We start from the raw sequence: 14,219 nt of genomic DNA, 5'->3' as shown, positions 1-14,219 counted from the left end.
CTTTTGTAGAAAAGCGGGGTAACATATAGGGCAGTTGCTTAATGTTACCCCTTTTTAAAACGGGTGATTATATGAATATGAAAAACGTGCTACGTAAGGCTGCAGTCTTCGCCTCCATGGGCGTTATAGTTTATGCATCCTATGAGATTACAAAATCGTATCTTGAATATAGTAGCGGTAATTCGACTTACAAAAGCATAGATGAAATGTTTGTTGTAAGTGCAGATGAAGATGAAACTGAGACACAAACAGGGGCTCAGGTACCGTCTAATAATGAAAATGTTAATGATGATGAAAATGATTCCTTAACCTACGAAGGTAAAACTAATAAGTGGGTTTGGGATTATAATAAATTGCTTAAGGTAAACTCGGATGCGTTAGGTTACATTAGGCAGGAGAGTAGTAGAATTCAGTACCCGATATTACAAGCAGATGATAATAAATACTATTTAACACATGCTGCGGATAAATCAGAGAATCCAAATGGCGCAATTTTCGCTGATTGTGATTGTACGGATGGTTTGCAAGCGTGGAATTGTGTTATATTTGGTCATAATATGTGGACGGATTCAATGTTTGGCTCATTACTTAATTACGAGAAAAAGAAGTATTATAAGAAGAATCCTACATTTGACATATATATTGGTGATGACCATTATATTTATTATGTATTTGCTGCGTATCTTGAAAGTGCCAAGGCTGCTAGTGATGCCTATAAGACAGCATTTAAGAGTGAGGCTGAATTTGAAGAATGGGAGAAAAATTGTTTAAAGGAATCTTTATATAAGACAAATATAGAGACACTTAATGCAGAAGATAGAATCATTACTCTTTCTACTTGTACTAAGAATGACAGTTCAAAAAGATTTGTTGTTCAGTTAGTTCGTGGGGAACAAGTTATAGATTAATGATTTTATATATAAATTGATTGTTTGAAGGAAGGAAAAAATATGAGCGAAGTAATCAATATTGAAGAAATCTTTGGCGAAGACGTGTTTAACGACAAAGCCATGAGAGAAAAATTACCTAAAAAGATTTATGAAGAACTAAAAAAGACAATGTCAGAAGGTGGAGAAATTAGTTCAGTTGTTGCTGATTCAGTTGCTCACGCTATGAAGGAATGGGCTATTGAAAAGGGAGCTACTCACTATACTCACTGGTTCCAGCCTCTTACAGGTGTAACTGCTGAAAAACATGACTCTTTTATTTCAGCACCAAAGCCTGATGGAAGAGTAATTATGGAATTCTCAGGTAAGGAACTTATTAAGGGTGAGCCAGATGCTTCATCTTTCCCATCAGGTGGACTTCGTGCTACATTTGAAGCAAGAGGTTATACAGCTTGGGACTGCACATCACCAGCATTCGTTCGTCATGATGCAGCTGGTGCTACACTTTGTATTCCAACAGCTTTCTGTTCTTATACAGGTGAAGCTCTTGATAAGAAGACACCTCTTCTTAGATCAATGCAGGCTTTAAATACTCAGACTATTCGTCTTTTAAGATTACTAGGTAATACAACTTCAAAGAGTGCTGTTCCATCAGTAGGTCCGGAACAGGAATACTTCCTTGTTGATAAGAATAAATATTTAAAGAGAAAGGACCTTATTTTTACAGGTCGTACTCTTTTTGGTGCAATGCCACCTAAGGGTCAGGAATTAGAAGATCATTATTTTGGTACTATCAGAGAGAGAGTCGCAGCATTTATGAAGGATGTTAACATTGAGCTCTGGAAACTTGGTGTATCTTCTAAGACTCAGCATAATGAGGTTGCTCCAGCTCAGCACGAGCTTGCTCCAATTTATGCACAGTGTAACATTGCTGTAGATAACAACCAGCTTATGATGGAAATGCTTAAGAAAGTAGCTAACCGTCATGGATTAACATGTTTATTACATGAGAAACCATTTGCTGGAGTAAATGGTTCAGGTAAGCATGATAACTGGTCACTTGTTACAGATGATGGAATTAACCTTTTAAATCCAGGTAAGTATCCACACGAGAATACAGTTTTCCTTGTAACACTTATGTCTGTTTTAGCAGGTGTTAATAAGCATGGTGATTTACTTAGAGAGTCAGCAGCTAATCCTGGTAATGACCACAGACTTGGTGCAGATGAAGCACCACCAGCTATTATTTCAGTATTTTTAGGCGATCAGCTTGAGGATATTGTTGAACAGATTATTAAAAATGGTAGTGCTACAAGTTCAGTTAAGGCTGAACGTCTTGCAACTGGTGTTGATACACTTCCTGATTTTAAGAAGGATACTACAGATAGAAATAGAACTTCTCCATTCGCATTTACTGGTAATAAATTCGAATTCAGATCAGTTGGTTCAGGCGATTCAGTTGCATCACCTAACATTGTTCTTAACACAATCGTTGCAGAACAGTTTAGTGATATTTCTGATGAACTTGAAAAAGTTGCTGAAGACAAGAGAGAAGAAAAAATTAATGAAATTATTTGCAGACTTGCAACTGAAAACCAGAAGATTATCTTTAATGGTGATGGTTATTCAGAAGAGTGGGTTAAGGAAGCAGAAAGACGTGGCCTTCCAAATCTTAAGACTATGGTTGATGCTATTCCTGCACTTACTACAGATAAGGCTGTTGCTCTCTTCGAAAAGTTCGGAGTATTTACAAGAGCAGAGCTTGAATCACGTGAAGAGATTCAGTATGAAGCGTATGCAAAACAGCTTAATATTGAAGCGAGAACTATGATTGATCTTGCGAGCAAGCATTTAATTCCAGCAATTATCAGATATACAACAAGACTTGCTGATTCTATTAATAAAATTAAATCAGCAGTTCCAGATTGTGATGTTTCAGTTCAGACAGAACTCTTAATTGAAACAAGTGATAAGTTATCAGCATCAAAAGTTGCACTTTCAAAATTAATTGAAGTTAGCGACATCGCATCAGCAATGACACCTGGTAGAGAACAGGCAGTTTACTATAAAGATGTTGTTAAGGAAGCTATGGCAGACCTTAGAAGACCAATCGATGAACTTGAAATGATCGTTGATAAAGATCTTTGGCCAATGCCATCATACGGAGATTTGATTTTCGAAGTATAATTAGTGATAAACAAGTAAAGTATAAAAATTTCGAAACGGAGGTGGCGAGATGATTAACACAGAAGAAATCTTAAAGTTGATTAACGAAAAACAATATGCCCAAGTTAAAAGAGAAATCGTCGAGCAGAATGAAGCTGATATAGCTGATCTCCTGGAAGACATCCACGAAGATGAACAGAGAATTCGAGTATTTCGATTACTCCCTAAGGATGTTGCGGCCGACGTATTTTCACACCTCCCGATTGAACTTGAACAGAGCATGATTACATCTCTTACAGAAAAAGAAACAAACATCATCATTGAAAACATGTTCGCCGATGATGCTGCCGACCTTATGGAAGAAATGCCTGCTAATGTTGTAAAACGTATTTTAGCAAATGCATCGGCAGAAACAAGAAGAGATATTAATCATCTACTTAAGTATGAAGAAGATTCCGCTGGAAGTATTATGACGGTGGAGTTTGTAGATCTTAAAAGAAATATGACGGTTAAACAGGCGATTGCAAGAATTAGAGAGGTAGGAATTGATAAGGAAACAATTAATACCTGCTATGTTTTAGACTTAGATAGAAAGATTCTTGGAACTGTAACACTTAGAACTTTGCTTCTTAGTAATCCTGATGCAGTTGTTGCTGATATTATGGAAGAACACGTAATAGCAGTTACAACAACTGATGACCAGGAAAGAGTTGCTCACCAATTCCAGAAGTATGATTTCCTTGCGATGCCCGTTGTTGATAGTGAAAATAGGCTTGTTGGTATTATCACAGTCGATGATATCGTGGATATCTTACAGGAAGAGGCTACAGAGGATATTGAAAAGATGGCAGCCATCTTACCATCTGAAAAGCCATATCTTAGAACAGGTGTATGGGAAACATATAAATCAAGAATCCCATGGCTATTGTTCCTTATGATTTCTGCAACATTTACTGGAATGATTTTATCAAGTTATGAAGAGGCTCTTGCGATTGTGCCAGCACTTACAGCATTTATTCCAATGCTTATGGATACTGGCGGTAATGCCGGAAGTCAGGCATCGGTTTCTGTAATCCGTGCACTTTCACTTAAGGATGTAGAATTTAAAGATATAGGAAAAGTTGTTGCTAAGGAAGCTCTTGTTGCAGTTTGTATTGGTACAACACTGGCTGTTGCAAATTTAATCAGACTTTGTATTATGTATGGTTATGACCATAAACAGCTTATGGTAACATTTACAGTTTGTGTTACACTTGCACTTGTTGTAATTATAGCTAAGGTTATAGGATGTACACTTCCTATTTTAGCTAACCAGCTTGGTTTTGACCCTGCTGTTATGGCAAGTCCTTTGATTACAACACTTGTTGATGCAGTTTCATTATCAATTTATTTTGCAATTGCATCACAGGTATTTCATTTTAAATAGTTTATTAAGGGATGAAAGGATGACGATTATGATTAAGGCAATCATTTTATTATTAGTAGGTTTTGTCCTACTTGTAAAAGGTGCGGATGTATTTGTTGATGGTAGTTCAAATATTGCTAGAAAGTTTGGAATTCCTTCAATAGTTGTTGGTCTTACAATTGTAGCAATTGGTACATCTCTTCCAGAAGCGGCGGTTAGTATTTCGGCTGCTATGAAAGGTTCTAATGCCATTGCGATTAGTAATGTAGTAGGATCAAACATATTTAATATATTAGTTGTTTTAGGATTAGTTAGTTTGATTAAAACAACTACAGTTAGTGAAGATGTATTAAAAAGAGATTTTCCAATTTGTTCAATACTTATTATCTTAATGACGGTATTTTCTATGGATAAGGTATTTGCTGGAAAAGTTATTGGAAAAATTAATCCATTACTTCCTAAAAATGCAGATAAGGTATCGGGAAAGATTGGTAGAATTGAAGGTTTAGTATTATTGCTTATATTTATTGCGTTTTTAATTATTGCTGTAGTTAGTGCGCTTAAGGCAATTAAAAATGGTAGTATTACTGAAGAAGATAATAATAAAAAAGAAGTATCAATGGGAATGAGTGTACTCTTTATTATTTTAGGTGTAGCAGCAATTAAGTTTGGTGGAGATTTTGTTGTAGATAATGCAATAATTATTGCACTTAAACTTGGAATGAGTGAAACACTTGTTGGTCTAACAATTGTAGCAGTTGGAACATCACTTCCAGAACTTGTAACATCAATTGTTGCAGTAGCTAAGGGAGAGAATGACATTGCTCTTGGTAATGTGGTTGGTTCTAACATTGCTAACGTAGGTTTTGTAATTGGTGTATCAGCAATTATTAATCCTGTTTCATGTTCAATGATTTCATTGGTAAATCTTATACTGACATCAATTGTAACATTGACTATTTTTGCATTTGCTAAATCTAAGAATCTAATTAATAGATTTGAGGGATTTATATCAATAGTTGGTTATGGTTTATTTATGGCATATAGTATAATTATGGCATTTGCTTAAAATTTCGCGACGTTCATAATTTGTTCATAAAATGTTATTCTAATGTTAACACATTATATACTTTTAAAAAACATTTATGGGTTATAATCAAAGAGTAGTTTAGTAAGAAACAAAACTAAATTACTTTTCATAATTAAGGAGCCAGTATGAACTGGTTCTCCTCCCTTTTTTATATAATCCACACAAACCAAACCAAATCAAAAACCACACGTTTTCGTGTGGTTTTTACTTTGTATAATATGGCATTATTAGGAAAATAAAAAACTTGAAAATTGGGGTCGTATGAATTAGAATGATATTTGATGTGTATATTTAAAATGTGATATTATATATGTAAAACAAAAATGAATGGAGGAAGAAAGATGGCTAATCCAGTAGTTACAATTGAAATGGAAAGTGGGGATATAATCAAAGCTGAATTATATCCAGAAATCGCACCTAATACAGTTAAGAATTTTATTAGTTTAATTAATCATGATTTTTATGAAGGACTTATTTTTCATAGAGTTATTAAAGGTTTTATGATTCAGGGAGGATGCCCGGACGGAACAGGTATGGGTGGTCCTGGTTATAGCATCAAGGGTGAATTTGCTATGAATGGTTTTGATAATACATTAAAACATTCAAGAGGTGTATTATCAATGGCAAGAAGTATGATGCCAAATTCAGCTGGATCACAATTTTTTATTATGCATCAGGATGCTCCACATCTTGACGGACAGTATGCTTCATTTGGTATGGTTATAGAAGGTATGGATGTTGTAGATAAAATAGCAAATACTGCAACTGATTATAGCGATAGACCACTTGAAGATCAGGTTATTAAGAGCATGACAGTTGATACATTTGGTGAGTCTTTTGATGAACCTGAAATTATTGAATAATATATAAAGTGTTAATTAAAAAACAAACAATGCCAATAATATTGAAAAGCCTCTAAAATGAGGCTTTTTTTTTGAGGTGTTTTGGGAAGTTTTTGTGCAATATATACAAAAAAATAGAAATTTCGTGAAAAAATATGACAAATATGATAAAATATAGTTAGTAGTTAAGAAGCGTTAAACATGTTTTAACAATTTATGAGGGGAGCAGATTAATATGGAAAGAGATAGATTATTTTCAAAAATAATTCTTTCTCTTGTTTTAATCTTTTTATTTAATTGTTTAGTATTTGAGGATAGTATATATGCAGAAGATTCGTCACAACAAGTTGTTTGTTCTATTAAGGTAAAAGGTTTTTATAATTATGATAAAGCATTTGAAGTACTAGATATTTTAAATGAAAAGCGAAGAGAGATGGGATTATTTGAACTTACAATGGATGCTCGTCTTTTAGATGCAGCGATGAGAAGATGTATGGAGTCAGCAGTTATTTTTTCACACAGCAGACCGGATAATACTGTGTATTATTCGCTAGATAGAGAGATGATATGGGGTGAAAATATTGCAGCAGGAAGAGATACTTCATACGGTACATTTGAACAATGGTGGAATTCACTAGGGCATAGAAAAAACATGCTTAGTAAGGAATATAAATCGATAGGGATAGGTTGTGTTCAAATAAATGGAATATATTATTGGAGTCAGGAATTCGGATTTGCAGTTTCAGAAAAGGCATATGGAGGAACTAATAAAGATAATGTATTAGATATAGATGCCAGTATTTCAAATTTGAACATGTATGTTAATGGAGAAGATATAAATCAGACTACAGGTAAAACTGTTAGGCTAGAAGTATATAATAGAAATAAGGTTTTTACATATGCATCAGTGAAAATTGAAAATTCAAGTTTGGGGTGGAAAAGCGATAATATCAATGTCGCAAGTGTAACACCTAATGGCGTTATTAAGTGTCTTTCTGAGGGAGGTGCAACTATATATGCTACGTTAAAGGGAACAGATGTAGTAATAGCTAAATGGAATGTTACCCTGACAGGAAACAGAGAGTTTGAAGAAGATGATTTAGATGAAGATGGAATTATTAAAGTTGCAAAGTCAAAAGTAGCGAAAGTTAAAAAACTTAAGAAGAATAAACTTAAATTTACATTTAAGAAAGTTAAGAAAGCAGATGGTTATGAAGTTATTTATTCAAAGAAAGCTTCTATGAAAACTGTTAAAATAAAAAAGGCCAATAAAACGACTGTGACTATAAAGAGATTTTCTAAAGGAAAAGTCATGTATGTAAAGGTAAGGGCATATAAGAGATTATCCAATGGAATGAAAGTTTATAGTGAATGGAGTAAGAAGACAAAGGTTGTTTTATAGGCACCTAAAAAACCCACTAAAGATTGAGCGTTATGTAGAGCATAGCGCTCTTTCTTTGTGTGCTAAATCGTTTTACTTTTATAGGGTCTTATGGTATAATTCATTTGTGTTTATGTATTTAATAATACTTGTGACATAATTAAATTATTGGAGGATAAGTAGATGGCAAAGTTTTGTAACATGTGTGGTAAGCCATTAGAAGAAGGCGAAGTATGTGATTGCCAGAATCAGGTAGCTGAAGCAGCTCAAACTGCAGACGGTTCACAGGGTGAATACACAGCACCTTCACAGGCAGTTACTCAGCCACAAAATCAGGGACAGTTTAACCAAGGCCAGCAACAATTTAATCAGGGTCAGTTTAACAGTGGAGCGCAGTTTAATGCGGGTCAGTTTAATCAGGGACCAAGTCAGGCAAATGCATTTGTTAATAAGGTATTAGGAATCGTAAAGAATCCTGTTGAGGAAATTAGAAACATTGCATATTCTGGAAATAACACAGATAGTTTTATCTTACTTGGCGTAGGTGCAGTTTTATACATTATTGGACTTGCACTTGCAATGTTAAAACTTCACTTAAAATTAGGTGATGCTGCTAAGGAAATGAAATTACCTTACGTTAAGTATGTTATTATGATTGCTATAATGATGGTTATTGTTGATATTATAGCAGGAGTAATGTTGTTCGTTGGAACTAAAATAGTTGATAAGACAGCTAATCCAAGTATGGTACCAGTATGGGCTGTTGTAGGCCTTAAGAGTGTATATAAGGGTATCGCCGTTGTAGCAGGTGGTATTGTTATGTTATTACTTCCTTGGCCAGGTTTTGCAGTTATGCTTGCTGGTGCATTTGTTTCATTTGTTTTAGCTGCTAATGCATATTGTGTAATTATGCAGTTAGATCAGGTTAAGTCAACATATATTCAGATGATTTCAGTAGCAGTTACAGTTATAATTGCAATGTTCTGTACATATATGGTACTTGAAACAGCTAAGGATGATATTGTAAATGCTGCTATGAGTATTGCAATGTCGGGCTTATCTAAATTAAGATAAATTTATATTATTGAGGTGACGAGATGATTTGTAAAAATTGTAATAAGGAAATAGCAGATGGTAGTAGATTCTGTGAGTTCTGTGGAGCACCACAGGATGTTGCACAACCTACTAGTCAGACTGCAGATCAGCCTGTAAATCAGACAGGTGTTGCTAGTGCACAGCCACAGCAGAATGCAAATAACTTTAATCAGACTCAGGGACAGTTTAACCAAGCTCAGGGTCAGTTCAATCAGACACAGTTTGGCGGTGGTGGACAGTTCCAGCAGAGACAGCCTATGGATCCAAAGGTTAAAAGAGTTATTATTGCAATTGTTGCATTGATTGCAGCTATTGGCGGTTTCTTTTATGGATATAAGAAAATTCATAAAGAAAAAATTGATATAACAAAGTACATCAAGATTCAGTGTGAAGGTTATGATGGAAATGGTAGAGCTACATATGATCTAGATTCTGATAAATTTGGAAAAGCTATCTTAAAAGGAATGGGTAAAAGCGAAAAAGATATGGATAAGCTTTTATCAAAAGATGAAGATAAGTATGAAGATTTAGAGAAATGTATCAAAGATATGGATATTGATTTCGATAAAGATGAAGATTTAAGCAATGGCGACGAAATCAAACTTAAAATTAAGTATAACAATGATTTAATTTCAAAATATGGTATTAAATTTACAGGATCAGAAATAAAATACAAGGTTAAAGACCTTGATGAAATTAAGGAAATTGATCCATTTGAAAATGTAACAGTTACATTCTCAGGAACATCTCCTAACTGTTCAGCTACAGTTAAGAATGATTCAAAAGAAGATGTTCTTCAGTATGTATACTTCAAACTTGATAAGTCATATGGCTTACAGGAAGGTGATGAAGTAACAGTTTCAATTGACGAAAATGAAGATTACTACATCAAGCAGTACGGTGTTAAATTCACATCAACTTCAAAGAAATTTAAGGTTGAAAATGTTGATAAGTATGTTACAAGTTCAGATGAAATTGATGCAGCTTTCTTAGGAGAAATGCAGAAACAGGTTGAAGATGTTATTAATTCATACTTCGCTAAGAATAGTGAATATATCGGAATTAATGGCGCTCTTAACTATGAAGGATATTATTTATTAACAGCTAAGAATAATGATACTTGGGATTATCATAATAAGATTTACATCATTTACTCAGCTACTGTTCATAACAAGGCTAATGATGGTAAGAAGAGAAAAGATGATGATTATGATAAGGATGCATTTAAGGATACAAAGGTATACTTCCCAGTATTACTTACAAACATGATGAAGTATGCTGATGGTTCATTATATGTTGATTATTCATATGTTAATGAATATTCGCTTGATGGAAGCACAGATCTAAACTTTGGCTGGAGCAGCGTAAAGGGTTACACAGATTTATCATTACTTAAGAATTCATTAGTTGATGGAGAACTTGCAACATATGAATATACAGGTACTGGTACATTTGCTGGACAGTAAAATTTAATAGACATTTAAACTCTGACGGTAAGGTTTTTCCGAGCTGGAATAGTTTTAGTTTTAAGAAATATAAACGAAAACTCCCACTCGAAGTGGGAGTTTTTGTTTTTAGTATGGAGAATTGATTATGTTAAAGATAGCTATTTATGGAAAAGGTGGAATTGGAAAGTCAACAGTAACAAGTAATCTTGCCGCAGCATTTGCTTATTTGGGCAAGAAGGTTATTCAGATAGGTTGTGATCCTAAGGCGGATTCGACTATTAATCTATTGGGCGGTAATCCTGTTATGCCTGTAATTGAATATCTTAAGGAAGGAACTGATCCTGAAAAATATGAGGATATTTCAAAGGTTGGATATGGTGATGTTCTTTGTATTGAAACAGGTGGACCTACTCCTGGACTTGGATGTGCCGGACGTGGAATAATAGCTACCTTTCAGTTATTAGAGGATTTAAGATTATTTGAAAAAGTTAAACCTGATGTTGTTTTATATGATGTTTTAGGTGACGTAGTGTGTGGAGGTTTCGCAGCACCAATTAGAGAGGGATATGCAAAAGATGTAATTATAGTTACATCGGGAGAGAAGATGGCGCTCTATGCAGCGAATAATATTTATACGGCAGTTAAGAATTTTGAAGACAGAAGTTACGCCAAGGTTAAGGGTGTAATTTTAAATCATAGAAACATTGATAATGAAACGAAGAAAGTAACAGATTTTGCTAACGAGCGTGGCATTTCCATTATTGGCGAAATTCCACGAAGTCAGGATATTAATGATTACGAGGATATGGGTAAAACCGTAATTGAAGGTAACCCAGATCTTGAAGTTAGCAAAGCGTTTTTAGATATAGCACGAAAACTTATTGAGGAAGATAAGTAGAAGTTTGTGAGATGCTTTCTTTTTAGCGAAAAACATGAAATGGAAAGCAAAATAACTTGCTAAAGATGAGTGAAGACCTGAGAGATGCTTTCCTATTGGCAAAAAACTAGGAAAAGAAAGCAAATAAAGGATGCCAAAGCAAGTTGTGTTAAGTGAGATGCTTTCTTTTTAGCGAAAAACATGAAAAGGGAAGCAAAATAACTTGCTAAAGATGAGTGAAGACCTGAGACATGCTTACTTTTTGGCAAAAAGATGGAAAAAGAAAGCAAAATAACTTGCTAATTATTTATAAAGGACGTAGAAAATGGTTAATGATAAAGTGATGTTCCACACAGCGAAGGAGTTAGTGGAACTTGGAAGGGATAATATTCCTAAGGATTTAAAATCTGGGACAGGGCTTGTTTATAGTTCGCCGGCTACACTTGCTTATAATTCACCGGGGGCTGAGGGATTTGGTGTAAAGAGAGCAGGTCTTTCAATACCTGGGTCAGTTATGCTTATTGTGTCGCCTGGATGTTGTGGAAGAAATACATCTGAGATTAGTATTATTCCAAGATATAAGCATAGATTTTTTTATCTTGATATGAATGAAAATGATCTTATCACAGGTAAGCATTTAAGCAAGATTCCTCAGGCAGTAACTGAGGTTGTTGATACTATAACAAATAGGTGGGAAGAAGAAAAGCCAGATGTTGTTATGATTTGTATTACATGTGTGGATGCATTGCTTGGTACAGATATGGAAAGAGTATGTAAGAAGGCAACTGAAGCAAGTGGAGTGTTGGTAAAACCATGTTATATGTATGCACTTACAAGAGAGGGCAGAAAGCCACCTATGGTACATGTACGACAGTCAATTTATTCTCTTCTTGATGATAGAAAGAGGAAAGGTAATAGCGTAAATTTCTTAGGCTTTTTCGCACCATTGATTGATGATTTTGAACTTTATGATTATTTCAAAAAAGCAGGCGTAGCAAATATCAGAGAAATCGGAAGATGTGATACATTCGATGAATTTATGGAAATGAGTGAGGCAAACTTTAATATTGTATTAAATCCGGAAGCAGTTGCGGCTGCGGAAGATTTAAAATTAAGAAGAAAGATGCCATATATTGAAATAAAAAGATTATATTATATTGAGCAGATTAGAAAACAGTATTACGCATTAGCAAATGCTTTAGGAATAACTATAGATGATGAAAAAGAATATAATGAAACACTTGAAGTAATAGAAAGAGTTAAGAGTAAAAAGAGTGATATTAAGTTCGCTATAGGTGAAAGTCTTAATGCAGATTCATTTGAACTTGCTCTTGCACTTTTAAGATATGGATTTAGTGTTATTGAAATATATGGATTGTTTGAGGAAGCTAAGTTTAATTACATTGAAAAGATAAATGTGTTATCACCAGAAACTAGAATTTATTCAAACATGGATCCAACCATGATGTATTATGAAGAAGGTGAAAAGCCGGATATTGTAATTGGCAAGGATGCAGCTTTTTATCATAAAGATAGCTATGTGATTGGATGGAATGAAGACATACAGCCATATGGTTATGCAGGGTTAAAGAAATTGTTCCTAGAAATTGAAAAGTCTTTATAGAAATTATTTATGGAATATTAAAAGAAGTTATAGGAGTGATTTCTAAAAATATAAAGTCCTTATAATGAGTAGTTTAAGATATTAAAAGGATTTATAGGAGTAATATTAAAAAATAAAAGATCTTATATGAATTATTTTTATAATATATAAAAAAGTAGTTAGTAGCGATTTGATACTTAGTATAGATAGTATAGATAGTATTGATAGTATAGAGGATGTTTTATGGATGGATTAAGAACAGTTCTTACGCCATTTGCTCCAGATCAATCAGGTGCCGTTTCTGTTTTATATGAAATGGGAGGCCTTGTTGTTATTCTTGATGCAGGTGGATGTACAGGTAATATATGCGGATTTGATGAACCAAGATGGATGATGTATAAAAGTGCAGTAATGAGTGCTGGACTACGTGATATGGATGCCATACTTGGAAGAGATAAGCTTTTAGTTGAAAAAGTAAAAGCGGCAGTTAAAAAGATAACTCCGAAATTCGTTGCGATTATTGGGACTCCAGTTCCTGCGGTAATTGGAACAGATTTTAAGGGATTAGTTACTCTTGTGAAAAAAGAAATTCCGGAGGATATCGAGGTATTTGCTGTGGCTACATATGGTATGAAAAACTATGATGTGGGAGCTGATAAGGCATATAAGGAATTAGTTAAGACATATGTTATAAATACGGATGAGCCTAAGAATGAAGATGGTGAATATATTGGAGTGTGGGGTGCCACACCACTTGATACAAATGAAACAGGAAGTGAAGGTATTAAGGAAGTTATCTCACAAAGGGAGAACGTTGATAAGTCAAAGATTTTATGCTTTGGGTTAGGTGATGGAATTGATGCAATAAAGAAAGTAAGAAAGTGCAAAAAGAATATAGCAATTTCGATTTCAGGATTTGGAATTTGCAGATTGTTAGAATCGGAATTAGGAATTGATTATGAATGCTATTCACCACTTACAAATAAGAATAAAGATGAAATAGAAAAAGCTATTGATGAAGTGCTAAAACAAGGTAAAGAAGAGGTTAATGTTTTAGTGGTAGGAGAGCAGATTTATGCGAAATCTGTTAAGGATTTAATAAGTAATCATAGTGATAAAACTAACACTGTTACAGCAACATATTTCTTAACAAGAGATGACGTTGATGATACACTTAAGTTTGCACAGGAAGATGATTTTACAAAAGAATTTAATGATGGTAATTATGATATTGTAGTAGCGGATCCTGTGTTTAAAGACTTAGTAGCGAAAAGATACTTAGTCGGAGATGATGCAGTTAAATGGATTGATACAGTTCATTTTGCAATATCAGGAACATGGGAAAGTAAACAGTTTGTAACAGGTAAATAAATTTACTTGAATATGAAAAAGTGTAAAATTCCCCGATGAAAGAATACAAGATTA

The 14,219-nt window shown here is 34.1% G+C and carries 11 protein-coding genes; all 11 read left to right on the top strand.

Features of this window, described 5'->3' with window-relative positions; all coding sequences use genetic code 11:
* Nucleotides 1–71: 71 nt before the first annotated feature.
* On the top strand, nt 72–908 hold the full coding sequence (locus tag B5D16_RS03150) for a class B sortase (RefSeq protein WP_159444266.1): 837 nt from the start codon (nt 72–74) through the stop codon (nt 906–908).
* A 42-nt stretch (nt 909–950) separates the two neighbouring features.
* On the top strand, nt 951–3,074 hold the full coding sequence (locus tag B5D16_RS03145; protein WP_078765522.1) for a glutamine synthetase III family protein: 2,124 nt from the start codon (nt 951–953) through the stop codon (nt 3,072–3,074).
* Nucleotides 3,075–3,123: 49 nt separating this feature from the next.
* The gene (gene mgtE, locus B5D16_RS03140; protein WP_078765521.1) at nt 3,124–4,479 is read left to right on the top strand and encodes a magnesium transporter; all 1,356 of its coding nucleotides are present in this window, start codon (nt 3,124–3,126) and stop codon (nt 4,477–4,479) included.
* 28 nt (nt 4,480–4,507) lie between these two features.
* A complete protein-coding gene (locus B5D16_RS03135; RefSeq protein WP_078765520.1) occupies nt 4,508–5,527 on the top strand; it encodes a calcium/sodium antiporter in 1,020 nt (339 codons plus the stop codon).
* 362 nt (nt 5,528–5,889) lie between these two features.
* Nucleotides 5,890–6,411, top strand: coding sequence for a peptidylprolyl isomerase (locus B5D16_RS03130; RefSeq protein ID WP_078765519.1), 522 nt, complete (start codon nt 5,890–5,892; stop codon nt 6,409–6,411).
* A gap of 214 nt (nt 6,412–6,625) precedes the next feature.
* Nucleotides 6,626–7,792 (top strand): CAP domain-containing protein, encoded by a 1,167-nt coding sequence (locus tag B5D16_RS03125; protein WP_078765518.1) that lies wholly within the window; start codon nt 6,626–6,628, stop codon nt 7,790–7,792.
* Between the two features lie 162 nt (nt 7,793–7,954).
* On the top strand, nt 7,955–8,845 hold the full coding sequence (locus B5D16_RS03120; RefSeq protein WP_078765517.1) for a YIP1 family protein: 891 nt from the start codon (nt 7,955–7,957) through the stop codon (nt 8,843–8,845).
* A gap of 23 nt (nt 8,846–8,868) precedes the next feature.
* Complete coding sequence (locus B5D16_RS03115) at nt 8,869–10,332, top strand: zinc ribbon domain-containing protein (RefSeq protein ID WP_078765516.1); 1,464 nt, start codon at nt 8,869–8,871, stop codon at nt 10,330–10,332.
* A gap of 127 nt (nt 10,333–10,459) precedes the next feature.
* Nucleotides 10,460–11,212, top strand: coding sequence for a nucleotide-binding protein (locus B5D16_RS03110; RefSeq protein ID WP_078765515.1), 753 nt, complete (start codon nt 10,460–10,462; stop codon nt 11,210–11,212).
* Nucleotides 11,213–11,516: 304 nt separating this feature from the next.
* Complete coding sequence (locus B5D16_RS03105; RefSeq protein WP_078765514.1) at nt 11,517–12,815, top strand: nitrogenase component 1; 1,299 nt, start codon at nt 11,517–11,519, stop codon at nt 12,813–12,815.
* 222 nt (nt 12,816–13,037) lie between these two features.
* Nucleotides 13,038–14,165, top strand: coding sequence for a nitrogenase component 1 (locus B5D16_RS03100; protein WP_078765513.1), 1,128 nt, complete (start codon nt 13,038–13,040; stop codon nt 14,163–14,165).
* Nucleotides 14,166–14,219: the final 54 nt, after the last annotated feature.

It is taken from the genome of Eubacterium uniforme, assembly GCF_900167115.1.
In the GTDB taxonomy this organism is placed as follows: domain Bacteria; phylum Bacillota; class Clostridia; order Lachnospirales; family Lachnospiraceae; genus Eubacterium_S; species Eubacterium_S uniforme.
Note: the sequence above shows the minus strand (reverse complement) of the source record. Positions and strands in the feature narration are given on the sequence as shown.